Annotated in this window: 23 protein-coding genes; 18 read left to right on the top strand and 5 right to left on the bottom strand. The window is 45.1% G+C overall.

The window, feature by feature from the left end; all coding sequences use genetic code 11:
• Positions 1–117: 117 nt before the first annotated feature.
• On the bottom strand, positions 118–1,251 hold the full coding sequence (gene queG, locus A587_RS0107275) for a tRNA epoxyqueuosine(34) reductase QueG (protein ID WP_017217040.1): 1,134 nt from the start codon (positions 1,249–1,251) through the stop codon (positions 118–120).
• Positions 1,252–1,262: 11 nt separating this feature from the next.
• On the opposite strand from queG, the gene A587_RS0107270 reads away from it, so the two are divergent.
• The 9 genes from A587_RS0107270 (at position 1,263) to hflC (ending at position 11,225) form a co-directional block, all read left to right on the top strand.
• Complete coding sequence (locus A587_RS0107270) at positions 1,263–2,747, top strand: bifunctional ADP-dependent NAD(P)H-hydrate dehydratase/NAD(P)H-hydrate epimerase (RefSeq protein WP_017217039.1); 1,485 nt, start codon at positions 1,263–1,265, stop codon at positions 2,745–2,747.
• A complete protein-coding gene (gene tsaE / locus A587_RS0107265; RefSeq protein WP_017217038.1) occupies positions 2,744–3,217 on the top strand; it encodes a tRNA (adenosine(37)-N6)-threonylcarbamoyltransferase complex ATPase subunit type 1 TsaE in 474 nt (157 codons plus the stop codon). The genes A587_RS0107270 and tsaE overlap by 4 nt, the downstream gene beginning before the upstream one ends.
• The gene (locus tag A587_RS0107260) at positions 3,210–4,553 is read left to right on the top strand and encodes an N-acetylmuramoyl-L-alanine amidase (protein WP_017217037.1); all 1,344 of its coding nucleotides are present in this window, start codon (positions 3,210–3,212) and stop codon (positions 4,551–4,553) included. The genes tsaE and A587_RS0107260 overlap by 8 nt, the downstream gene beginning before the upstream one ends.
• 3 nt (positions 4,554–4,556) lie before the next feature.
• Positions 4,557–6,422, top strand: coding sequence for a DNA mismatch repair endonuclease MutL (gene mutL / locus A587_RS0107255; RefSeq protein ID WP_026000906.1), 1,866 nt, complete (start codon positions 4,557–4,559; stop codon positions 6,420–6,422).
• Positions 6,423–6,528: 106 nt separating this feature from the next.
• A complete protein-coding gene (gene miaA / locus A587_RS0107250) occupies positions 6,529–7,419 on the top strand; it encodes a tRNA (adenosine(37)-N6)-dimethylallyltransferase MiaA (protein ID WP_017217035.1) in 891 nt (296 codons plus the stop codon).
• 76 nt (positions 7,420–7,495) lie between these two features.
• A complete protein-coding gene (gene hfq, locus A587_RS0107245; RefSeq protein WP_010377383.1) occupies positions 7,496–7,759 on the top strand; it encodes an RNA chaperone Hfq in 264 nt (87 codons plus the stop codon).
• A 24-nt stretch (positions 7,760–7,783) separates the two neighbouring features.
• Positions 7,784–9,073 carry a ribosome rescue GTPase HflX gene (gene hflX / locus A587_RS0107240; protein WP_017217034.1) on the top strand — a complete coding sequence of 430 codons (1,290 nt, stop codon included), beginning with the start codon at positions 7,784–7,786 and terminating at the stop codon, positions 9,071–9,073.
• 92 nt (positions 9,074–9,165) lie between these two features.
• Positions 9,166–10,341, top strand: coding sequence for an FtsH protease activity modulator HflK (hflK, locus tag A587_RS0107235; RefSeq protein ID WP_017217033.1), 1,176 nt, complete (start codon positions 9,166–9,168; stop codon positions 10,339–10,341).
• A 5-nt stretch (positions 10,342–10,346) separates the two neighbouring features.
• Complete coding sequence (hflC, locus tag A587_RS0107230; RefSeq protein WP_026000905.1) at positions 10,347–11,225, top strand: protease modulator HflC; 879 nt, start codon at positions 10,347–10,349, stop codon at positions 11,223–11,225.
• 1,148 nt (positions 11,226–12,373) lie between these two features.
• Here hflC and A587_RS0107225 read toward each other — a convergent pair.
• The gene (locus tag A587_RS0107225) at positions 12,374–13,534 is read right to left on the bottom strand and encodes a DcaP family trimeric outer membrane transporter (RefSeq protein WP_017217031.1); all 1,161 of its coding nucleotides are present in this window, start codon (positions 13,532–13,534) and stop codon (positions 12,374–12,376) included.
• Positions 13,535–13,853: 319 nt separating this feature from the next.
• On the opposite strand from A587_RS0107225, the gene acs reads away from it, so the two are divergent.
• Both acs and A587_RS0107215 read left to right on the top strand, forming a co-directional pair.
• Entirely contained in the window at positions 13,854–15,794 is a 1,941-nt protein-coding gene (gene acs / locus A587_RS0107220) for an acetate--CoA ligase (RefSeq protein ID WP_017217030.1), read from the top strand.
• Between the two features lie 86 nt (positions 15,795–15,880).
• Entirely contained in the window at positions 15,881–16,534 is a 654-nt protein-coding gene (locus tag A587_RS0107215; protein ID WP_017217029.1) for a response regulator transcription factor, read from the top strand.
• 47 nt (positions 16,535–16,581) lie between these two features.
• Here A587_RS0107215 and A587_RS0107210 read toward each other — a convergent pair whose 3' ends face one another.
• Genes A587_RS0107210 through A587_RS0107200 form a run of 3 tightly spaced genes read right to left on the bottom strand, consistent with a single transcriptional unit; the run spans position 16,582 to position 18,885 of the window.
• Positions 16,582–17,766: a vWA domain-containing protein gene (locus tag A587_RS0107210; RefSeq protein ID WP_017217028.1), complete on the bottom strand. Its 1,185-nt coding sequence runs from the start codon at positions 17,764–17,766 to the stop codon at positions 16,582–16,584.
• 2 nt (positions 17,767–17,768) lie between these two features.
• The gene (locus tag A587_RS0107205) at positions 17,769–18,605 is read right to left on the bottom strand and encodes an AAA family ATPase (protein ID WP_026000904.1); all 837 of its coding nucleotides are present in this window, start codon (positions 18,603–18,605) and stop codon (positions 17,769–17,771) included.
• Between the two features lie 43 nt (positions 18,606–18,648).
• Positions 18,649–18,885, bottom strand: coding sequence for a DUF1653 domain-containing protein (locus A587_RS0107200; RefSeq protein ID WP_010377401.1), 237 nt, complete (start codon positions 18,883–18,885; stop codon positions 18,649–18,651).
• A gap of 84 nt (positions 18,886–18,969) precedes the next feature.
• Here A587_RS0107200 and A587_RS0107195 point away from each other — a divergent pair, with 84 nt between their 5' ends.
• The 7 genes from A587_RS0107195 (at position 18,970) to surE (ending at position 23,456) form a co-directional block, all read left to right on the top strand.
• Entirely contained in the window at positions 18,970–19,440 is a 471-nt protein-coding gene (locus A587_RS0107195; protein WP_017217027.1) for a DUF2947 domain-containing protein, read from the top strand.
• 84 nt (positions 19,441–19,524) lie between these two features.
• Entirely contained in the window at positions 19,525–20,163 is a 639-nt protein-coding gene (locus A587_RS0107190) for a hypothetical protein (protein ID WP_017217026.1), read from the top strand.
• A 38-nt stretch (positions 20,164–20,201) separates the two neighbouring features.
• Positions 20,202–20,495: a cell division protein FtsB gene (ftsB, locus tag A587_RS0107185; protein WP_010605642.1), complete on the top strand. Its 294-nt coding sequence runs from the start codon at positions 20,202–20,204 to the stop codon at positions 20,493–20,495.
• On the top strand, positions 20,479–21,177 hold the full coding sequence (gene ispD / locus A587_RS0107180; protein ID WP_017217025.1) for a 2-C-methyl-D-erythritol 4-phosphate cytidylyltransferase: 699 nt from the start codon (positions 20,479–20,481) through the stop codon (positions 21,175–21,177). Before ftsB ends, ispD begins: the two co-directional genes overlap by 17 nt.
• Positions 21,170–21,646 (top strand): 2-C-methyl-D-erythritol 2,4-cyclodiphosphate synthase, encoded by a 477-nt coding sequence (ispF, locus tag A587_RS0107175; RefSeq protein WP_017217024.1) that lies wholly within the window; start codon positions 21,170–21,172, stop codon positions 21,644–21,646. Before ispD ends, ispF begins: the two co-directional genes overlap by 8 nt.
• Positions 21,643–22,680 (top strand): tRNA pseudouridine(13) synthase TruD, encoded by a 1,038-nt coding sequence (gene truD / locus A587_RS0107170; RefSeq protein WP_010377408.1) that lies wholly within the window; start codon positions 21,643–21,645, stop codon positions 22,678–22,680. The genes ispF and truD overlap by 4 nt, the downstream gene beginning before the upstream one ends.
• A gap of 35 nt (positions 22,681–22,715) precedes the next feature.
• Complete coding sequence (surE, locus tag A587_RS0107165) at positions 22,716–23,456, top strand: 5'/3'-nucleotidase SurE (protein ID WP_010377409.1); 741 nt, start codon at positions 22,716–22,718, stop codon at positions 23,454–23,456.

Here is a 23,456-nt window from a genome sequence, read left to right as displayed (position 1 = left end):
GTCGCGCTTTAGCGCGACTTCTTTAGCTTTTATAGCGCAGCTTTTTTATCGTGATTCTCTCAACTTATTTGACCGTAGGTCGTGCTTTAGCGCGACTTTTTTATCGCAACAAATCCGCTAAGCGTCTCGTGGCAAGCCCTTTTCAATAATGCGGATCAACCTTGCTTTCTTGCGTTCATGTTGGTCTGACTTTTGTCTTTGTTGCTCCAACGCCCAGTCGATATGCTCGATAACAAGGGGAGTTGCACTCTGACGCTTTTCCTCAAGTGCTATAACGATAGCTTCATCGTATTGTGCATTGCCAAGGCCTACGGCTAAGTTTCGCAGCCAACGTTCATGTCCAATCCGGCGAATGGGGCTACCTTCGGTGTTTTTCAAAAATGTTGCTTCATCCCAAGCAAATAAGCTCAACAATTGCTGATCTTTAAGTTGAGTTCGCGGCAAAAAGTCGGCTTCTTCCGTTATTTGACCATAGCGATTCCATGGACAAACTAACTGGCAATCATCACAACCATATATCCGATTGCCCATTTTTGCCCTAAATTCCTCTGGAATAGCGCCTTGAAGCTCTATAGTGAGATAAGAAATACAGCGTCTCGCATCGACGACATAAGGTTCTACGATGGCGCCGGTGGGGCATAAAGTTAGGCAGGCGGTACAACGGCCGCAACCTTCTTCTTGGTTTGGTTTATCAATGGGAAGAGGAATATCAACAAACAGCTCACCCAAGAAAAACCAAGAACCTGCCTGCTTATTAATCACTAGACTGTTTTTTCCACGCCAGCCAAGTCCTGCTTTTTCTGCAATTTGTCGCTCTAGTACAGGGGCTGAATCGACAAAAGGACGAAACCCTAACGTGCCGACTTCTTGCTCAATCTTTTGTCCGAGCTGCTTTAGCTTGTTGCGCATTACCTTATGATAGTCTCGACCTAATGCATAACGAGAGATGTAGGCGGTGGTTTTGTTACCAAGCGCTCTGGCAAAGCTGGCATCGGGTGGCAGGTAGTTCATTTTCACCGAAATAATGCGCTGAGTGCCAGGAACCAGCTCAGCGGGGCGGGCACGCTTCATTCCATGCGCCGCCATATACGCCATTTCACCATGATAGCCTGCGTCTAACCAGCGCTGAAGTTGCGCTTCATGATCGCGTAAATCAATGTCGGTTATACCGACTTCTGCAAAGCCAAGTTCTTGGCCCCATTGCTTAATTTGTGCTGCAAGTTCACTATAATTGATATTATCGGTCGTCACTGGAAGAAATAATGGCTAATGAATACACGGACAATTTACCACAATTTGCTTATTCAGCCCAACAAGTGCAGCAATATGAAGCAAAAGCCGCAAAGTTATCAGGCACAAACCTAAGTACCTTAATGCAACGAGCTGGGACTGCTGCATTTCGCTTTATTGAAAACAGCCAGCCAAAATCCAGCCATATCTTAGTTATCACAGGTAAAGGTAATAACGCGGGAGACGGTTTTGTCGTTGCTCAATTATGTCAGCAGGCCGGGTTTTCCGTCACCGTATTTGCGTTATTTGCACCCGAAAGCTTAATGGGCGATGCGCAGCAGGCATTTTCTCAATATCAAGGCGCATTGGTTTTTTCGTTGAACGAGGTAGAGTTAAGTCAGTTTACGGTTGTGGTTGATGGCGTGTTTGGCACCGGTTTTAGAGGTGAGCTGCCTGACCATGTTTGCCTTTGTTTTGACAAAATAAATAAACTGCCGGTGACTAGGTTGGCACTTGATGTACCGAGCGGTATAAATGCCACAACAGGAGAAGTTGCGGCCAGTGCATTTTTAGCTACCAAAACCATCACCTTTATCGCGTTAAAACAGGGCTTACTTAGCGGCTCGGCAAAGCGTTTTGTGGGAACGTTATTGTTAGCCGACTTGGACGTAGGTGAAGCATTCAAAACTCTAGTAACGCCAACATCTAATTACTTAAATCATGAAACGTTAATGGCAGCAAGGCCGCAGCGAGCACTAGATAGCTATAAAAATGCCCATGGTCATGTGTTACTTATTGGCGGTAATCGTGGCATGGCTGGGGCAATTCGATTGGCAGCAGAAGCCGCTCTGCGAGCTGGGGCTGGCCTTGTATCGGTAGCGACTCATCCTGATAATATCGCGAGCGTCTTACAGGGGCGCTTTGAATTAATGGTGCACGGTGTTGGGAGTGCGAATGAGTTATCGTCACTGATGAAAAAAGCCAGTGTGATAGTGCTTGGTCCCGGTCTTGGTCAAGACGCTTGGGCCAAAGCACTTTTTAACTGTGCGATGGTAACTGAATTGCCGATGGTTGTAGATGCTGATGGACTCAATTGTTTAGCGTATGCTCCGAGACGAAAATCAAACTGGGTGTTAACGCCTCACCTTGGTGAAGCGAGACGATTATTAAGTCACTTAGAGGCATCGCTAAATGAAAATGACCGCTTCGCGGTGGCTAAAAAAATTAGCCATGAATATGGCGCCGTTACGGTACTAAAAGGGCCGGGCAGTTTGATATCTGAAGGTGAGCGGATAAATATTAATCGTTCAGGCTGTGCTGGAATGGCGAGTGCTGGGATGGGCGATGTTTTATCTGGTATCATAGGCGGTTTAATTGCCCAAGGGATGGAAGCATTTGCTGCAACAAACCTAGCCGTGTATATTCATGGTTTAGCTGCCGAGCAGGCCGCCCATGATGGCGAAAAAGGTATGTTGGCCGGGGATTTATTCGAACATATTCGAGGTATTTTAGGGTGACGACAGGTCATATGAAATTCGATTTGGCTGATGAGCCAGCAACAGTTGCCATGGGTAATAAAATTGCCAATGTTATTCGTCAAGGTGCGGTACTTTTTTTACACGGTGATTTAGGCGCAGGTAAAACCACGCTCACTCGCGGTATTGTGCAAAGCCTTGGTCATTCAGGTAAGGTAAAAAGTCCAACTTATACCTTAGTTGAACCTTATGAACTGGATGATGTCTCAATATATCATTTTGATTTATATCGATTAGGTTCGCCTGAAGAGCTCGAATACATGGGGATCCGGGATTACTTTGCAAGTAATGCTATCTGTATTGTCGAGTGGCCTGAAAAAGGTGAAGGCTTTATTCCAAACCCAGATATAGACGTCACAATGCAGTATGCTGGTGATGGCCGTCAAATTACACTTGAGGCCAAGTCTAGCCGCGGCGAGGCACTATTAAAACAATTACAAGATTATGCGTAATCAGCCGACTACTAGTTATATTTTCATTTTTATCTGCATGCTCTTAACGAGCATGCATAGCATCGCCCAAAACGCCATCGAAAGTGTGCGTGTTTGGCCCTCTCCAGAAAGCACTCGTATTGTTTTTGATATGAGCGATAAGCCGGATTACAGCTATTTTGTGCTGAAAAATCCACTGCGCTTAGTGATCGACCTTGAAAACACTAAGCAACAAAAAGACTTTCCGAGTATTCCTGACGAACATCGAGTTGTAAACAAAGTGCGTCACAGCAAACCGAAGAATAGCAATTCTGCACGGATTGTTGTGGAGCTAAGTCGCAGCGCTACGCCAAAAATCTTTGCGTTAGCACCTACCGGTCCGTATAAAAACCGACTAGTCGTTGACTTGTATGGTAAGCAGATGAGCGCTTATGACGATACAAAAACTGCCACACCACGAAAAACACTGGCGCAAGACAGAGATATTGTCATCGCCATTGATGCTGGTCATGGCGGTGAAGATCCGGGTTCCATTGGACCTTCAGGGACTTATGAAAAGCTTGTAACCATTCAAATTGCGAAGCGTTTAGCACGTTTAGTAGATAGCCAGCCGGGGATGAGCGCAAAGCTTATTCGTACTGGTGATTATTACCTCAAGTTGAATACGAGAACCGCAAGAGCGCGCGAAAGAAAAGCGGATTTCTTTGTGTCTATTCACGCAGATGCCTTCACCAGCCCTCAACCACGTGGAGCGTCGGTCTGGGTGTTATCACTGCGCAGAGCAAATTCTGAAATAGGTAAATGGCTGGAAGACAAAGAAAAACACTCACAGTTATTAGGTGGGGCTGCCGATTTAATTAAAGATACGGCCAACGAAAAATATTTAGCCAAAGCGCTACTTGATATGTCGATGGAACATTCGATGAAAACTGGGTTTCAGGTCGCAGAAGAAGTCGTCAAAGAGCTGAAAAAAGTGGCAAAAATGCACAAAAGCAGGCCGCAAGCTGCAAACTTTGGGGTACTAAAATCACCAGATATACCTTCTATTCTGGTGGAAACTGGCTTTATTTCAAACCCTCAAGAAGAAAAACTGTTAATGTCTCCGCATTACCAAGAGCGTTTAGCTCGGGCTATTTTTAGTTCGATAAAGGGCTATTATGAAAAAAATCCACCGGATAACTCGCTCTTTGCGCGTATGCAATCCAATAAGCCGGTAACGCATAAAGTAAAAAGTGGCGAGTCATTGAGTGTGCTGGCTAGCCGTTATGGCATTACGGTCAGTGAATTGAAAAAAGCAAATAACCTGAAAAACAATACCTTGTTTATTGGGCAAGTCTTAACTATTCCAAAAGCGTAAATGATGACGATAGAAATACTTCCAGCTCGGTTGGCCAACCAAATCGCTGCCGGTGAGGTGGTGGAGCGTCCAGCATCCGTCGTGAAAGAGCTGGTGGAAAACAGTATTGATGCTGGTGCGACGCGCATTCAAATAGATATTGAGCGCGGAGGACACAAGCTTATTCGGATCCGTGATAACGGTATTGGTATTGTTAAAGACGAGCTGATGTTGGCGCTGTCTCGCCACGCGACAAGTAAACTGAAAAGCTTGGATGATCTGGAGTGTATTGCTTCGCTTGGTTTTCGAGGTGAGGCGCTGGCATCCATCAGTTCTGTATCGCGACTGACACTGAGCTCTAAGCCCCAAGCGCAAGAAACAGCTTGGCAAGCATTCGCCGAAGGGCGAGATATGGCTGTGCAGGTTCAACCTACTGCGCACCCTGACGGCACCACCATTGAAGTCAAAGATCTGTTTTTCAACACGCCAGCGCGCAGGAAATTTTTACGCACCGAAAAAACCGAGTTTAGCCATATCGATGAGCTAGTTAAGCGCATTGCATTGAGTCGTTTTGATGTTGCCATCACGCTCACTCATAACCAAAAGGTGGTTCGCCAATATCGCCCACGCACTATTGAAAAAGGTGTTGAGCGAGTTGCGCAAGTTGGTGGCAAAGCATTCTTACAGCAAGCAAGCTTTATTGACTCAGGGCATGAGGGACTGAGGTTATTTGGTTGGGTGTTACCTGCGGGGGTCAACAACGGCACACAATATACCTACGTAAACGGGCGGATGATGCGAGATAAGCTCATCTTGCATGCGATTCGCCAAGCGTTTGATGAATCAATCGGGCATGAAGAGCTTCCTGGTTTTGTCATATATCTTGAGTTAGACCCGAGACAAGTTGACGTTAATGTCCACCCCGCGAAACACGAAGTTCGCTTTCATCAAGCGCGCTTGGTTCACGACTTTATTGTACAAGCAATAAAGCAGGTCGCGACGGAGCAAATTGATTTACCTTGTGCAAGCGAGACCGAGACTCAAGTACCTGATATCGCATCGCCATTATTTAAGCCTCAAGAACAGGTAGATGAAACCTATCATCAAAGTTACCGTTCAACCTTACAGCCCGAAACGCAACCACAGGCCTATTCGGCTCCAAGTAGCTTCGGCGAGCGCTCTGAAGCATCAAGAGCAGCCTCAGGTGGCGGTCGAAGTAACTATGGCGGTGCAACAGGTGGTGGCAAAAAGCAGGTGAATGTAAACCAGCTCTATCAAGGACTATCACATCAACAGATGCAGCACTTCGATCAAATTGAAGAAGCTGCATTACCGTCAAATGAAGTAAGTAGCATCCCGATATCCGCCAGTAAATCTAGCTGGATGTTGTTGCCGCAAGGCAAAGTCATGCTTGAGCAAGACAATCAGTTGTTGTTTGGTGATTGTAGGCAAGGGCTATTGCCATATTGGCAAATGCAAATTGAGCAAGATGGCACATTGCAAGGTAAAGCGCTGCTGTTACCTGTGCGCATCAAGTTAGATAAAGCCGCACTGGAAGCATTGCAGCAGCGTGAAACTTGGTTGGCAATTTTAGGGTTTGCGATTGAAATTTTTGATGGCCATATTTTAGTTAAAAAGTTGCCAGTGTCGCTCTATAGCATAGATGTTGGTGAAATTTCTAAGCAGATGATGGAACCAAGCTCAGATGCTGAACTCCAAGATTGGTTACAGTGGCTAGAAGTGTCAACACCCAGTAGCTATTTCGATAGCCAGCATTTTGATTTAGTTAAAGAAAAATTACTTTCAAAAGCCCCATGTTTGGCTCGTATTCATAAAAGTGCGGTTACAATTGATGCCCAGAAGTTAGTCAGTTTTTTAAGTTCGCAGTAATTCGTGCCTAAGTAGGTATTAATTACCATGTACTATCAGCTATAATACGAGATTAGTGCAGTTTATTAGTAGGTTAGATGTGAACAAGTTACCTGTCATTACCCTAATGGGACCGACAGCAGCGGGCAAAACCGCATTGGCCATAGAGTTATGCCAAGCGTTAAATACCGAAATCATCAGTGTAGACTCGGCGTTAGTTTACAAAGGGATGGATATCGGTACGGCAAAACCGAGCGCACAAGAGCAAGCACAGGCACCACATCACCTAATTGATATTATTGATCCTGCACAAAGCTATTCGGTTGCTGAGTTTCGTGCTGATGCTATTAAACTAATTGATGATTTTCATCAGCGTGGCAAGGTGCCAATTTTAGTCGGTGGCACGATGATGTACTTTAAAGGCTTGATTGAAGGCCTGTCGCCATTACCAGAGGCTGATGCTGAAATCAGAGCGGTATTGGAGCGCGAAGCCGAACAAAAGGGTTGGCCTGCGCTGCATCAACAGTTAAAAGAGATTGACTCAGAAGCTGCGGCTAAAATCAGCGAAAACGATTCGCAACGCATCAACCGCGCTTTGGAAGTTTATCGCATTAGTGGTAAAACGATGACTCAATTGCAGCAAAGCAAACAGGATGCATTGCCGTATCAGTTTCATCAATTTGCGATTGCGCCAAATGACCGAAAAGTCTTACATGAACGTATAGAGAAAAGATTTAAAATAATGTTGGATGAAGGCTTTAAAAATGAAGTTTTGGCCTTATATCAACGTAAAGATTTACACCCTGATTTGCCTTCTATTCGCTGTGTCGGATATCGGCAAATGTGGGAGTATTTAGCTGGCGAGTGCGATTATAACGAAATGGTTTTCAAAGGCGTCGCAGCGACCAGACAACTGGCGAAGCGGCAATTAACTTGGCTGAGGGGGTGGCAAGATGTGACTTGGCTTGACACCGATAGTCAAGAAAACTTGCAACGTGTTCTAACTTCGCTAAGCTAATAGTAGTTGTTAAATCAGCGTGTTCTGATTAAATCAACGACCTGACATAATAACACCTAAAACGAAGGATAAGAAAATGGCAAAAGGCCAATCTTTACAAGACCCATTTTTGAATGTCTTGCGTCGTGAGCGCATTCCTGTCTCAATTTTTTTAGTGAATGGCATTAAATTACAGGGCAAAATCCAGTCATTTGACCAATTTGTGATTTTGCTTGAAAACACAGTAAACCAAATGGTTTACAAACACGCCATCTCCACTGTGGTTCCAGCTCGTGCGGTTAACTTCCAAAATGCAACCGGAAGTGAAGCGGGCGACCAAGGTGAAGAAGGTAATTATTAATTCTTATTAGTAGGAGCTTAATGCTTGTTTGACCGTTATGAAGCCGGCGAACAGGCAGTCTTGGTTCATATAGAATTTCCTCACGAAGGAGATCGCGAAGATCTACGTGAATTGGAAATGCTAGTTTCTTCTGCTGGTGTTAGTAGTGTGGCGGTTGTGCAAGGCAGCCGTCAAGCACCACATGCAAAGTTGTTTGTCGGAACGGGTAAAGCTGAAGAAATTGCCGAGATTGTCAACATCCACAACGCAGATGTCATCATATTTAACCACCAACTCAGTCCCTCACAAGAGCGCAATTTAGAACGCGTTTGTAAGTGCAGAGTGTTAGATAGGACAACGCTGATCTTAGATATTTTCGCGCAAAGAGCCCGTACCCACGAAGGTAAATTGCAGGTTGAGCTTGCTCAGCTAAGGCATATCTCTACGCGCTTAATTCGAGGATGGACGCACTTAGAAAGGCAAAAAGGGGGGATCGGCTTACGTGGTCCTGGTGAAACCCAATTAGAAACCGATAGACGGTTACTAAGAGAGCGAATTAAGAGTATTCGTAAACGATTGGACAAAGTTGCCGTTGTGCGTGAGCAAGGGCGTCGAGCGCGTAGTCGTAACGAGATCCCAACCGTTTCTCTAGTAGGATACACCAATGCGGGTAAATCGACGCTGTTTAACAAAATTACGGATGCGGATGTATATGCTGCGGACCAATTGTTCGCAACGCTTGATCCTACGTTAAGAAAGATCGAAATCGATGATGTTGGCCCCGTTATCTTAGCTGATACAGTAGGTTTTATTCGTCATTTACCTCATGACTTGGTAGCAGCATTTAAGGCGACTTTAACAGAGACTCGTGAGGCAGATTTACAGCTTCATGTCATTGATGTTGCAGATCCGAGAAGAAAAGAAAACATAGAACAGGTACAATTGGTTCTAGAGGAAATTGAAGCCAATGACATTCCTCAACTTTTAGTCTACAACAAAATTGATCTAATGGACGAAGTTGCGCCTAGAATAGATAGGGACGATGAAGGAAAACCGATCAGAGTGTGGTTAAGTGCCCACTCTGGAGAAGGGATTCCGTTGTTATTCGACGCCGTTAAAGAGTTGTTGGCAAAAACCGTTTTCACAGCTGAGCTTGCTGTCCCTCCAGCGCTTGGGCGTTTACGAGGTGCGTTATTTGAGCTCAATGCCGTGGATGAAAAAGGCTACGACGAGCAAGGCAATTGGCTTGTTTCGGTAAGAATGCCAAAAATCGAATGGGAAAAGCTCAATAAGGAATTCGGGCGAAATCTCAATGATTTGGTCGTTGGTAGTTAAAAATCGTCAATTTCGAGCGTATTTTTATATGAGAGTCGCTCGAATTTTGTTAGATTTAACCTAATTCATTTAAATAACAATGGAGTATAGCTATGGCCTGGAACGAACCGGGTAATAATGGCAATGATAACGATCCGTGGAAAAACCGCGGGGGGCGGGATCAAGGCCCACCTGATCTAGATGAAGTATTCCGTAAATTTGGTAATAAATTCGGCGGTATTTTCGGCGGTAAGCCGGGGAAAGGTGGTAATGGCGGATTAGGCGGTGCTGGTTTCGTCTTTATACTTATTATCGCAGCCATCGTATGGGCACTAAGTGGTATTTACACGGTAAAAGAAGCTGAGCGCGGCATCGTGCTGCAATTTGGTAAATTTGACCGTATTGCTGAGCCGGGTTTGCGTTGGAAAGCCACGTTTATCGAGCGTGTTATTCCTGTAGATATTGAAGCGGTACGTTCATTGTCGGCGTCAGGCTTTATGCTTACGGAAGACGAAAACGTAGTAAGCGTTGAGTTTGAAGTGCAATATCGTGTTGTTGATCCAACGCTTTATCGTTTCAGTGTGACCGATGCTGACCACAGCTTACAACAAGCGCTAGACAGTGCTCTGCGTTACGTTGTGGGTCATTCTCGCATGGATCAAGTGTTAACTACGGGTCGTGAAGTGGTTCGTCAGCGCACTTGGGAAGAGCTAAACAGTATTATCGAACCATATAACCTTGGTTTGATTGTTACTGACGTTAACTTTAAAGATTCTCGTCCGCCTGCAGAAGTAAAAGACGCATTTGATGATGCGATTGCTGCACAAGAAGACGAAGAGCGTTTCATTCGTGAAGCAGAAGCTTATGCAAGGGAAATTGAACCGCGTGCGCGTGGTCAAGTGACTCGTATGACGCAAGAAGCAGAAGCTTATCGCGAACGTATTATCCTTGAATCTCGAGGTGAAGTAGAGCGCTTTGAAAAGCTACTTCCTGAGTACCAAGCAGCAAAAGAAGTAACGCGTAAACGTTTATATATTGATGCAATGGAGCAGATTTTGGGCCGTAGCTCAAAAGTATTGGTTGATGTTGAAGGTGGTAATAACATGTTGTATCTACCACTTGATAAGATTATGCAATCCCATAACAACGCTTCGTCACCAGTACGTTTACCAAATCAGAGCGATATAGAGCAGCTTCGTAGAACGATTGAAGGTACTCAGCAGCAAAATAGTTCTGTCAATTCAGGCGGCGATAGATTTAATCGCGACAGATTTGGTAACGGGAGATAATCAATATGAAGAATTTTAGTCTACTTCTATTAGTCACTGCCGTGATCATGTCTTTCTCTGGTATCTTTGTAGTAAACGAAGGTCAAAGAGCGATCGTACTGCTATTTAGCAAGGTACAAAAAGATGAGAATGGTGATGCGTTGGTATATGAACCAGGCCTTCATCTGAAAGTACCTTTCTTTAGCCAAGTACGTAAATTAGATGCACGTATCCAAACCCTTGATGGTCAACCTGATCGCTTTGTAACCAGCGAGAAGAAAGACTTGATCGTGGATTCTTACGTGAAGTGGCGTGTGAATGATTTTAGCGCTTATTACCTACGTGCGCGTGGTGACAAACAGTATGCCGAAACGCTACTTAAGCAAAAGGTTAACAACGGTCTAAGAACAAACTTCGGCTCGCGTACTATTAAAGAGATAGTATCGGGTGAACGTAGCGAGCTAATGGAAGAAGCGTTAGTTCAGGCGTCGGAAAGCGCGAGTGAGCTTGGGATTGAAGTGCTGGATGTCCGTGTTAAGCAGATTAACTTGCCTAACGAAGTAAGCAGCTCAATCTACCAGCGTATGCGTGCTGAGCGTCAGGCTGTGGCAAAAGAGCACCGTTCAGAAGGTCAAGAGAAGGCGGAGACCATCCGTGCTGATGTTGATCGTCGAGTGACAGTCATGCTTGCAGATGCCGAGCGTAATGCTCGCGCGGTTCGCGGTCAAGGTGATGCAACGGCGGCAAACATTTACGCTAAAGCATATAATAAAGACCCTGAGTTTTTCGGGTTTGTTCGTTCGCTTGAAGCATATAAAAATACCTTTAAAGATAAGAATGACGTTATGGTGTTATCACCGGACAGCAAGTTCTTTGATTATATGAAGGATGCAAAAGCACAATAAGATGATGCTTTTGAGATAATTGTAAAACCCCGCCAGCCAGCGGGGTTTTTTATTGGCGCGATATGGTCACAACGTTAGACGATGAAATCCCACGAGTAGCCGCGATCTTTCATGCCGCAAAAAACACACCGTAGCAACGCCTTTATGTCGCTAAGAAACATACGGTAGCAGCGCCTTTATGGCGCGAAAAAACACACCGTAGCAGCAAACTTTATGTCGCGAAAAGACATGTCGTAGCAGCGACTTTATGTCGCGAAAAAACACACCGTAGCAGCGACTTTATGTCGCGAAAAAGCACATCGTAGCAGCGGACTTTATGTCGCCAAGAAACACACCGTAGCAGCGACTTTAGGTCGCGAAGAAACACACCGTAGCAGCGACTTTAGGTCGCGAAGAAACACACCGTAGCAGCGACTTTAGGTCGCGAAGAAACACACCGTAGTAGCGCCTTTATGTCGCGAAGAAACACACCGTAGCAGCGACTTTAGGTCGCGAAGAAACACACCGTAGTAGCGCCTTTATGTCGCGAAGAAACACACCGTAGCAGCGACTTTAGGTCGCGAAGAAACACACCGTAGTAGCGCCTTTATGTCGCGAAGAAACACACCGTAGCAGCGACTTTAGGTCGCGAAGAAACACACCGTAGTAGCGCCTTTATGTCGCGAAGAAACACACCGTAGCAGCGACTTTAGGTCGCGAAGAAACACACCGTAGTAGCGCCTTTATGTCGCGAAGAAACACACCGTAGCAGCGACTTTAGGTCGCGAAGAAACACACCGTAGTAGCGCCTTTATGTCGCGAAGAAACACACCGTAGCAGCGACTTTAGGTCGCGAAGAAACACACCGTAGTAGCGCCTTTATGTCGCGAAGAAACACACCGTAGCAGCGACTTTAGGTCGCGAAGAAACACACCGTAGTAGCGCCTTTATGTCGCGAAGAAACACACCGTAGCAGCGACTTTATGTCGCGAAGAAACACACCGTAGCAGCGACTTTATGTCGCGAAGAAACACACCGTAGCAGCGGACTTTATGTCGCGAAGAAACACACCGTAGCAGCGACTTTATGTCGCGACCAACAATAAAAAAGCGGCCAATAGGCCGCAGTTAGGAAGTGAATTGGTACTAGCCTATTAAAATAACAAACCCTTAAAACACGTACTTCACTGAAAGTTGTAGTCTGTCTAAATCACCTTCAAAGCCACTTTCTGTTTCCCGAGTACCCATCTTATATTCAGCACCAAAGGTAAGTTTTTTCACAGGAGAATAAAGTAGGTTTGCGCTGTAACTCATACTTGATTTTGTCGGATCGCCAGTTACTGCCAGCAAATCGCTTTCGTTATCAGCATTAAAGAAAGAGTATAAGAATGTTGAGCGGAACTGTTCATTCCAGCTATGTTGATAAGCAATAAAGCCCGACGTCGAGTCAATTGCATGTAATGAGTTACCGTCGTATACCGCACCATTAGCAACGTTCAGTCCTACATAACGACCAAGCCCTTGACCTTGGGTCAGCATAAACTTCAAGTTATTGTTGCCAAAATTAACACGACCAGATGCACTTATCCCAAATGAGCTTTCAGACTCATCAGCTCCACCGACTTTATAGGTAATTTGGCGTGCAAGTGCTGCTACCGCTATATGACCCCAATCTGCATTGTGTGTGTAACGTGCTGTGAAATCAGGCATGCTAGCGTCATCAGTGACGACACGGCCACTATCTGCAGTGGTCACTGTGCTCTCTGGGTTTTCAATAGAGAAAGACCAGTTTCCCGTGGTGTATTTAGCCATGGCTTGGCGTACGAAAACGGTGCCTTCAGCTGGGCCGACGAAATCTAAAGTCTCTGGTAGCGCACTAACATTTTGGAAGTTTGACCAAGCCTGACCGAACAAGAAGCCCTTGTAGCTCACAAAGGCTTGGCGAATACGAGGTGAGTAGGAGTTACTAACACGCTCATTGCCTCCAGATGTAGAAATAAAGTCTAGCTCGATTTTAGTTTTGATACTGCTGCCATCATCGAGCTTAGTATCGGTCCCGAAGCTAAAGCGAGATTGGCGAGCGTGCATATCAAATACAGCATCGCTATCTGAGTTAACCCCGACCGGGGTCGTACCAGGAACGTAAAAGTCTCGGCCGATATTTTGCGCCCCCAGCGCGCCGTCAGAAAAATCACTCCAAATGGCATCAAGCTTGATATAACCACCATAGTTAACTTTAGTATCGCCAATCTCAGCCGCAGTGGCAGGGAGAGTGCAGAGACTACTGATAGCAACTGCGAGCAGTTTTTTATTAATGTTATTCGTTGTCATAATCCAGTTCCTCAATAGCTGTGCTTTGCAGTTGGCAGCAGCTGACATTCATTTTAATCATCACTAACTGTTGTTTAAGGTTGGTTTTTACTCAATTACCTATTGGTCTATTAGACTAAGGTGGCATACGGTAAATGAGTGGAGGATAAGGCGATCATAACGTTTGTGTTAAAATGGGTACAATCGGTAAGTGGTATGAAACTTTTACATTTGCAGCTGCTCTACAACTAAGGTCTAATACTTAAACACCCAAGGCTGGGTGATCCTTAGGAAAAGCGTGTCTAGCAGACCTAGACCTCTAAATATAATGGAGATGACTATGTCACAGAGCATTTATCCAGTTCCTGAAAAAATCAAGAACGCAGCATTAATCAACGACGAGCAATATCAAGAACTATATCAAAAGTCGGTTGATGACCCCGCAGAGTTTTGGAAAGAGCACGGTCAACGTTTAGATTGGTTCAAACCTTACAGTAAAGTTAAAAATACCTCATTTGATAAAGGCCATATCAATATTAAATGGTATGAAGACGGCGTACTAAATGCCTCTTATAACTGTATCGATAGACACCTCGAAAAGCGAGCTGATAAAGTTGCGTTGATTTGGGAAGGTGATAACCCAGAACAAACAGAAAATATTACCTACCAACAGCTACATGATGAAGTCGCAAAGCTTGCCAATGGTCTTAAGAGTTTGGGCGTTGCAAAGGGTGACCGCGTCGCTATCTACATGCCGATGACTCCACAGGCGATTTATGCCATGCAGGCCTGTGCAAGAATTGGTGCTATCCATTCAGTTGTGTTTGGTGGCTTTTCACCTTCAGCGATTGCAGACCGTATCAAAGATTCTGGCGCCAAAGTTGTCATCACCTCAGATGAAGGTCGTCGCGGTGGTAATTGTGTGCCGCTTAAGGCAAATGTTGATGAAGCGGTAGCGCAAGCTGGCGTCACCACTATCGAGCATGTGGTTGTACACCAATTAACAGGAGGCGATGTTGAATGGAATGCTCACGATGTCTGGTGGCATGAATTAGTTGCTGATAAACCTGCCGAATGTGAACCTGAAATGATGAATGCGGAAGATCCGCTCTTTATTCTTTATACTTCGGGCTCTACCGGTCAGCCGAAAGGCGTAGTGCATACTACGGGTGGATACCTAGTGTATGCATCAATGACCCATGAGTATGTATTCGACCTTCAAGAAGATGATATTTACTGGTGTAGTGCGGATGTGGGTTGGATCACGGGTCACAGTTATATTGCTTATGGTCCACTTGTAAATGGTTGTACTCAAGTTGTATTCGAAGGTGTGCCAACTTATCCAACGTCTGGGCGTATGGGTGAAATCGTTGATAAACATGGTGTTACTATCCTTTATACTGCGCCTACCGCGATCCGTGCTTTGATGGCGAAAGGTGACGAGCCGACAGCAAGTTCTAAGCGTGATAGTTTACGTATTTTGGGTTCGGTGGGTGAGCCAATTAATCCAGAGGCTTGGTCTTGGTATTATGAGCAAATTGGTAATAGCGATTGTCCTATCGTAGATACTTGGTGGCAAACCGAAACGGGCGGCATCATGATCACGCCACTACCTGGCGCTACCGCACTTAAGCCGGGTTCTGCGACCCGTCCATTCTTTGGTATTGCTCCTGCACTATTTGACGCGGAAGGTAATACGCTGACAGGCGCAACCGAAGGTAATCTGGTGATTTTGGATAGCTGGCCTTCACAAGCCCGTACGGTTTATGGCGACCATGAGCGTTTTGAACAAACGTACTTCTCGGCTTATCCTGGCGTTTATTTTACGGGCGATGGTTGTCGCCGTGATGAAGACGGTTACTACTGGATCACAGGTCGTGTGGATGATGTACTTAACGTTTCAGGTCACCGCCTCGGTACTGCTGAAATTGAAAGTGCGCTAGTCGCTCACGAAGCGGTTGCTGAAGCTGCTGTGGTAGGCTATCCACACGACATTAAAGGCCAAGGGATCTATGTCTATATCACGCCAAATGAAGGGGTAACGGTATCTGACGAGTTAACTAAAGAGGTGAGAAATTGGGTGCGTAAAGAGCTAAGCCCAATTGCAACCCCTGACATGATCCAATGGTCTCCAGGTTTACCTAAAACCCGCTCTGGTAAAATCATGCGCCGTATTTTGCGTAAGATTGCAGCCAACGAGTATCAACAGTTAGGTGATACTTCTACACTTGCCGATCCAAGTGTGGTTGATGAATTAATCGAGAATAGATTGAATCGTTAACTGAATAACTTGAATTGCGACCTAATATAAACATACTATAACGGCTGTTATCTTTACGATAACAGCCGATTTTTTAGGAGCATAGCATGTATCAGTTTTTAATCGCGGATGATCATCCTCTATTTCGAGAGGCGCTTAAGGGGGCTCTAAAAGCGCAGTTTGAAGGACTAGAGGTATTCGAATCTGAAAACTTTGACACTACGCTCTCGGTCTTACAACAACAAGAAGAACTAGACCTACTCCTGCTCGATTTACATATGCCGGGCAATGGTGATTTATATGGACTAATTCGGATCCGTGAGGATCACCCAAGTCTTCCAGTTGTTGTGGTTTCGGGAAGCGAAGACCTCTCTATCATTTCTAAAGTGATGGGGTACGGCGCGATGGGTTTTATCCCAAAAGCGGCGTCAGTAGAACAAATTACCGAAGCCATAGAGCAAGTGCTCGAAGGTGACTCGTGGTTGCCTGAAGGCATGAAAGACAAAGTGGCTGAACTCGAAGGGGAAGACAAAGAGCTTGCCCAACAAGTGGCCTCGCTCACGCCACAGCAATATAAAGTGCTGCAATATTTACACGAAGGCTTGCTGAATAAGCAAATTGCCTATGAGCTAAATATTTCAGAGGCAACGGTGAAAGCACATATCACCGCTATCTTCAGAAAGTTGGGTGTCTATAACCGCACTCAAGCCGTATTGATTGCTTCAAAACTACAACTAGAACCTATCGAAGCGAATGACTAATTTCGCATCATTGCTTGCAAGGTGCTTACCTTGCAAGCAGCACTGCTTTAGCTCAATTCTTTAAACGCCTGACTTAGACCCTCTATTGTTAGCGGATACATGCGGTTTTGCATCAATTGATTTATTAGCTCTATTGAATGGTAATAAGACCAATAGCTTTGCGGCTGAGGATTAAGCCAAGCCACCTTACTGAAGTGATTGGTTAAACGATTCAGCCAAGTGGCGCCTGCTTCTTGATTCCAATGCTCTACGCTACCGCCGGGATAGGTGATTTCATAGGGGCCCATTGTCGCGTCACCAACAAATATTAGCCGATAGTCTGAGCCGTAACGGTTAATTAGCTGATAAGTATCAAGTAATTCGCTGTCACGACGGTCATTATCGTGCCAAACATGTTCGTACACACAATTATGAAAGTAAAAAAACTCAAGGTGCTTAAATTCACTGTGTGCGGCACTGAATAGTTGCTCACAAAGCTGGATATGGTCATCCATAGAGCCGCCAATATCGAACAGCATCAATACCTTCACAGAGTTATGTCGCTCAGGAGCCATTTTCACATCCAACATGCCGCCTTGTCTTGCGGTTGCGCGAATAGTTTCATTAAGGTCGAGCTGATCACTTGCTCCGCTGCGCGCAAATTTACGCAATTGCTTGAGTGCAAGCTTTATATTGCGGCTGCTGATGTCGGTATTACTGTCAAGATTGCGATACTGCCGTTTATCCCAGACCTTTACTGCTCGGCGATGACGGTTTCCATCTTGGCCAATGCGGATCCCTTCAGGATTATAGCCGTAAGCGCCAAAAGGCGAAGTGCCACCTGTACCAACCCATTTATTACCGCCTGCGTGACGTTTTTGTTGCTCAGCCAAGCGTGCTTTTAACGTTTCAAGGAGCTTATCGAGTCCACCCATGGCGTTCAGTTTGGCTTTTTCTTCTTCAGACAGTGATTTCTCAAACTCTTTACGCAACCAATCCTCTGGCAATTGCTGCTGTTGAAGTTGTGAGAAGAGGTCTATTGACTCTATTCCCTCAAAGTAATCAGCAAACGCACGGTCGAATTTATCAAACAAGGTCTCATCTTTCACGAAGATGGTTTTTGCCAAAAAGTAAAAGCTGTCTAGATCGGCAAAGCAAACTTCTTTATCCAGCGCCTCTAAACAGTCTAGTAATTCGCGCAGGCTCGCGTTGATACCGTAACGTCTAAGCGTGAGTACAAAATCGATGAGCATGATCAGCGGCGGCTCATAAAGGCGAGCTTCTCAACCAAAGAAACATCTTGCTCGTTTTTAAGTAGCGCACCAAATAACGGCATTAGGCCACCTTGGTTAGATTTGTCATGCAACGCGTCAGGGGAAATATCTTCAGCTAATAGTAGTTTTAACCAGTCGAGTAGCTCACTCGTACTTGGCTTTTTCTTTAGGTTTGGTGTGTCGCGTAATTGGAAAAAGCTTTCGAGTGCTCGTTGTACTAAATTTGCTTTAATATGTGGAAAATGCACGTCTACAATTTGCTGCATCTCTTCTTTGCTCGGAAAGTCGATGTAGTGGAAAAAGCAGCGGCGTAAAAAGGCATCTGGTAGCTCTTTTTCATTGTTTGAAGTGATAATTACAATTGGGCGAACTTTGGCTTTTACTTGCTCGTTAGTCTCGTAGACATGAAACTCCATTTTATCGAGCTCTAACAGCAGATCATTGGGAAACTCAATATCGGCTTTGTCGATTTCGTCAATCAACAGAACGGGACGTTTTGTGGCGGTAAACGCCTGCCACAGCTTACCTTTGATGATGTAATTACCAACGTCATTAACGCGAGGATCGCCAAGTTGACTGTCGCGTAAACGCGAGACCGCATCGTATTCGTACAGGCCTTGCTGAGCTTTGGTTGTTGACTTTATATGCCATTGGATTAGTTCGGTATCTAAACTTTTTGCCAGTTCTTCGGCGAGTAAGGTCTTGCCTGTGCCTGGCTCACCTTTAATGAGGAGGGGTTTTTCTAAAACGATGGCCGCATTCACGGCCTGTTGTAGAGCAGAGGTAGCAATATATTGATCAGTACCTTTAAACATAATTCAACTTCTTGTGGTCAGATGAGATAGGGTCATCTTGCCACAATCAGCTTTTCGCTGCCAACCCCGCTTCGGTTTCGATTAAGGTGAAGCGAGGCACCGCTTCGCCTTCGACCATAACGTCTTCTAAAAACATTTCAAGTGGTCGAACCCAAAAACTCATATCTCCATATAGGGTTTGATAAACCACTTGCTTCTCTTGCGTTTCACTGTGCGTTGCCAAGGCGTGCACTCGATATAATTTTCCTTTGTAGTGGCGGTAAATTCCAGGTGTGATATCCACTAATTCAAGCTCCAAAAAATAAAAGCCGTACGTGACGGACTGAAATGTTATAATCCGTGCCATTAAGACTGAAGGTGTTTAAAGATGAATTATATTGCGCTGGACGATTATAAGAAAGCTTGGGTTTTCAAACATAAAGATCTTCCAATCGAAGAATCCGACCTGGCATTGATAAAACCAATGTCAGCGGCGCGCGCTGCGGTGCTTTGGAGCACTATGGTAAGCAACGAAAAAGATCACCCTGATTTCTTTGATAAAACAGATTGGGTTGGTAAAGCGGACTCATGGCAAGAAACCCTCAATTGGGAGCAGCCGTGGGAAGCAGGAGAAACATTTCCTGAAACTATCGAGCAATTTCTTGATTGGCAAGCCAATACCACCGTGTATTTTTGTCTCTCTCGAGATGATGTGATCGAGACCCGCTTTGACGTGTTTAAGCGATGTTGGCAGAACTTTATGTTTTTGACTGACGGTAGTTTCTTAATAGGAAAAAAACGCAGTTCGGTAGTACAATTTATGGCTGAGGGGCAAGCAAAACTAGGAACCAAGCCGTAAGCAAGTACAACAGAGCAGTTTGCTTTGATTTGAAACATGGCTAGTGTATAAAGGATGTACACCAGTCTACTAAAGTAGATTGCATTGACGGGAGGCGTTTTGGAGCAGCAGCAAAATACAATCTGGTATGACAAAGCATCTCGCCTTGTATTTGCCGAGCTTGTAAATGTATTTTATGCCAGAGAGTTGCCGAAACTTGCTGAGCTCTCCGATCATACTCGCCTTCAGCGTTTGTTAAACAGCCTGCCGTATTATGTTGAGCGCGCGGCCACACATATTATTCATGGTGACGTCCCGCTTGAGCTAGATAGTTTCAATGGATGTTGGTTAGCAAAGCAAAAATCACAGCCTAAATGTGATGACGCTGCCAACGCAGCATTTTTTACCACTAAGGTGAAAGTGGGGCTGGTGGTTCCTATGCTATATGCAGACTCGACGGGGACAAACGTTAGGCTCGACAGTGTCGACCAAGTGAATGAGGCTGACAAACTGCACTGCAACCAATTTGGCTGGTTTAGTGTTAGTGGCAATAGCTTACAAGCAAGTGATGAAGCGTGTGTACAACTGTTAAAACCAACGAAAGCGTTAATGACAGCGGCTTGTTGTGGCCATACTTGGTATTTTGGCAAAGCGGCAATACCACGAAGGCTGACGCTAAGAGAAATGTTACTTGCCAGCGCGATTAATTGGCCACAAGTACAAAAAACAAAAATGAGTCAGTGATCCTAATCGACTCAAAAAACAGAAGTTTGGATTAAGCAATGCGATTTTTTCAGTTAGCGCTGTTGGTTTTAGCGCTATTTATTCAGTACAGACTTTGGTTCGGCCACAACGGCGTGGAGGACTACACTCGGATAAAATCCGTGGTTAAATCGCACCAAGAAACCAATGCCAACCTCAGTAAACGAAATAAATTATTAAAAGCGGATATCGAAGATTTAAAACTCGGCCTTGAAGGGGTTGAGGAGCGAGCTCGTCATGAACTCGGCATGATTAAACCCGGCGAAACTTTTATCCGTGTATTACCGAAAGTACCTCATGAAAAGAAACGATAAACTTGCAGTCGTCATCCCCGCAGCTGGGGTTGGCAGTCGTATGCAGGCGCAGATGCCTAAACAGTATATTCCACTATTAGGTAAACCGATTTTAGTACACACACTGGAAAAACTAGCTGGACTTGAATGCGTCGATCAATTTATGGTCGCCGTTTCCAAAGATGATGGATATTTTTCATCAGCGTTACTACCTGATAGCCGTTTTAGTTATTGTGAAGGTGGACAAGAACGTGCCGACTCCGTTTTACTAGCGCTAAAAGCGTTAGCACCAAGTCGCCCTGACTGGGTGTTAGTTCATGATGCAGCTCGACCTTTAGTAGCGCTGGATGATATTCATCAGCTGATTTCACAATGTATAAATCAACAGCAAGGTGGCATACTGGCTGCCAAGGTTAAAGATACCATCAAACGTGGTGCGGAGTTGGTACAGGAGACCGTACCTAGAGCGTCGTTATGGCAGGCTTTTACGCCTCAAATGTTTAGGTATGAAGAGTTATTGGCTGCGCTGGAGCTTGGGCTTTCTCAAGGTGCACATATCACAGATGAAGCATCTGCGATGGAATTACAAAATCGGCCAGTCCAACTCATTGCCGCGCGTACGGATAACATTAAGATCACGACGCCGGAGGATTTACCTCTGGCGGAGTTTATAATTCAACAACAAGGTAAACAGCATGATTAGAATTGGCCACGGATTTGATGTTCATAAATTTGGTGGAGCTGGCCCATTGACAATTTGTGGGGAAAAAATCCCTTACGAACAGGGCTTTATTGCTCACTCCGATGGTGATGTGGCAATTCATGCATTGTGTGATGCCTTGTTGGGGGCACTTGCGCTGGGAGATATTGGTAAGCACTTTCCTGATACTGCGAGTGAATTTGAAAATATCGACAGCCGCATTTTATTACGCCGCGTGATGGAACAAGTAAAAGCGCTTGGCTATCAAATAGGCAATATCGACGTCACAATTGTCGCACAAGCACCAAAAATGCGACCACATATTGATGCGATGCGCACTAACCTTGCTGCGGACTGTGAAGCGCAGCTAGGCGAGGTTAATGTTAAAGCAACCACCACCGAAAAACTGGGTTTTGAGGGACGTAAAGAAGGGATCTCAAGTCATGCTGTGGTGCTATTGGTAAAAGCATGAAGACACTCAATTATCTTTATGGTAAACCGTTATCTGACGGCGATTATAAGTCACAACCAGAAGACTTTAGAGTCGAAGAAATTTTAGATATTCCTTTTACTGGCGAAGGTGAGCATGTTTGCTTGCAGATCATTAAAAAGGGAGAAAACACTGCATTTGTCGCTAAAAAGCTTGCAGAGTTTGCCCAAATTTCACCGCGAGATGTTAGCTATGCAGGAATTAAAGACAGACACGGCGTATGTACGCAGTGGTTTAGCGTGCCGGTGCCAATTAAAAAGTCGGTAGACTTTAGTGCATTAAATAGTGACTCTATTTTTGTGGTGCAACAAATACGGCACAATCGAAAGTTAAAAACAGGTTGTCATAAGGGCAATCGTTTTGCCATTACCCTCAGAAACGTGACTGCTCCACTTGATATTCTGTCGCGTATTAATGCCGTACGCCAAGGGGTTCCTAATTATTTTGGAGAACAACGTTTTGGTCATGATGGCCACAACTTAGCCATGGCAGATAGGTTATTTGACGGTGAAAAGATCCGCGATAAAAAGCTTAGAGGGCTAGTGCTTTCAGCCGCTCGCTCTCATCTGTTCAACGAAGTTGTCAGTCGCCGTGTGGCAGAGCATGGCTTGGCAACGACTTGGCACCGTGAAATCTTTTTACTGAGCGGTAGTAACGCCTTTTTTGATTCAGAGATTGATTGCGAACTCATTGAGCGGTTACTGAATGGTGACATTTTGCTTTCGGCGCCATTGGTTGGCAAGGGTGAAAAGGGCTTATTGCCGCAAGAGCGTGAATGGTTGGCACCTTTCGCTAAATGGCACGAAGGATTAGCTGAGTTTGGGATGAAAAATGAGCGCAGAGCGCTTAGATTAATACCTGAAGCGCTTAAGGTGAGTATGGCTGACGATAGCACGCTAACTCTAGAGTTCAGTTTACCAAAAGGAACTTTTGCCACGGCGCTGCTCAGAGAGCTTGTTAATCATAAAGATGCCAGTAAAAAGTTTAATAAACACGAAGAGTCGATACAGCAGTGAGATACTCATTGTCTAACAAGAAAAAGAGGTGAAATATGAAGATCCTATTGAGTAATGACGATGGTGTTCACGCCAAGGGCATTGCTATCTTGTATCAAGCGTTATCACAAATCGCGGATGTAACTGTCATTGGTCCAGATAGAAACTGTAGTGGTGCAAGTAACTCGTTAACCTTATTAAACCCACTCAGAGCGACTACGCTAGATAATGGTTTTATCTCCGTAAATGGCACGCCAACCGACTGCGTTCACCTTGGAGTGAACAAACTGATGGATGAATTGCCGGATTTAGTCGTTGCAGGGATCAATAATGGCGCTAATCTTGGCGATGATACGTTGTACTCTGGTACTGTTGCGGCGGCTACTGAAGGTCGACATGTGGGTTTACCTGCGATTGCCGTTTCTCTTTGCTCTAAAAATGAAGCCCACTACGAAACTGCAGCACATGTCACCGTAGAAATCATTAAAAAGCTTGCAAACCACCCACTACCAAAAGACCAAATCATTAATATCAACGTCCCTGATATTCCATTAAGTGATTTAAAAGGGATTAAAGTCACTCGGTTAGGCTCACGTCATAAAGCGGATACCATGACCGAACAAATAGACCCGTGGGGCCGAAGTGTGTACTGGTATGGCACCTTAGGCCATGAAAGTGACGCAGGTGAAGGCACGGATTTTCATGCTGTAAACAACGGTTATGCCGCTATCACACCGCTCAAGGTAGATATGACGGCTTACGAAAGCTTAGATGCTGTGGCGAGCTGGTTATCTTAA

The organism is Pseudoalteromonas sp. NJ631, from assembly GCF_000276645.1.
Taxonomy (GTDB): domain Bacteria; phylum Pseudomonadota; class Gammaproteobacteria; order Enterobacterales; family Alteromonadaceae; genus Pseudoalteromonas; species Pseudoalteromonas piscicida.
The sequence above is the reverse complement of the archived record's forward strand: the minus strand, read 5'-3'. Positions and strand labels throughout refer to the sequence as shown.

What these genes read in the sequence shown, in the direction of transcription:
- hfq (WP_010377383.1), top strand. Translation starts at nt 7,496, where the DNA reads ATGGCAAAAGGCCAATCTTTACAAGACCCATTTTTGAATGTCTTGCGT.
- truD (WP_010377408.1), top strand. Translation starts at nt 21,643, where the DNA reads ATGAAGACACTCAATTATCTTTATGGTAAACCGTTATCTGACGGCGAT.
- acs (WP_017217030.1), top strand. Translation starts at nt 13,854, where the DNA reads ATGTCACAGAGCATTTATCCAGTTCCTGAAAAAATCAAGAACGCAGCA.
- ispF (WP_017217024.1), top strand. Translation starts at nt 21,170, where the DNA reads ATGATTAGAATTGGCCACGGATTTGATGTTCATAAATTTGGTGGAGCT.
- ftsB (WP_010605642.1), top strand. Translation starts at nt 20,202, where the DNA reads ATGCGATTTTTTCAGTTAGCGCTGTTGGTTTTAGCGCTATTTATTCAG.
- A587_RS0107270 (WP_017217039.1), top strand. Translation starts at nt 1,263, where the DNA reads ATGGCTAATGAATACACGGACAATTTACCACAATTTGCTTATTCAGCC.
- surE (WP_010377409.1), top strand. Translation starts at nt 22,716, where the DNA reads ATGAAGATCCTATTGAGTAATGACGATGGTGTTCACGCCAAGGGCATT.
- A587_RS0107210 (WP_017217028.1), bottom strand. Translation starts at nt 17,766, where the DNA reads ATGCTCATCGATTTTGTACTCACGCTTAGACGTTACGGTATCAACGCG.
- miaA (WP_017217035.1), top strand. Translation starts at nt 6,529, where the DNA reads ATGGGACCGACAGCAGCGGGCAAAACCGCATTGGCCATAGAGTTATGC.
- mutL (WP_026000906.1), top strand. Translation starts at nt 4,557, where the DNA reads ATGACGATAGAAATACTTCCAGCTCGGTTGGCCAACCAAATCGCTGCC.
- A587_RS0107225 (WP_017217031.1), bottom strand. Translation starts at nt 13,534, where the DNA reads ATGACAACGAATAACATTAATAAAAAACTGCTCGCAGTTGCTATCAGT.
- A587_RS0107195 (WP_017217027.1), top strand. Translation starts at nt 18,970, where the DNA reads ATGAATTATATTGCGCTGGACGATTATAAGAAAGCTTGGGTTTTCAAA.
- A587_RS0107215 (WP_017217029.1), top strand. Translation starts at nt 15,881, where the DNA reads ATGTATCAGTTTTTAATCGCGGATGATCATCCTCTATTTCGAGAGGCG.
- ispD (WP_017217025.1), top strand. Translation starts at nt 20,479, where the DNA reads ATGAAAAGAAACGATAAACTTGCAGTCGTCATCCCCGCAGCTGGGGTT.
- A587_RS0107260 (WP_017217037.1), top strand. Translation starts at nt 3,210, where the DNA reads ATGCGTAATCAGCCGACTACTAGTTATATTTTCATTTTTATCTGCATG.
- hflC (WP_026000905.1), top strand. Translation starts at nt 10,347, where the DNA reads ATGAAGAATTTTAGTCTACTTCTATTAGTCACTGCCGTGATCATGTCT.
- hflK (WP_017217033.1), top strand. Translation starts at nt 9,166, where the DNA reads ATGGCCTGGAACGAACCGGGTAATAATGGCAATGATAACGATCCGTGG.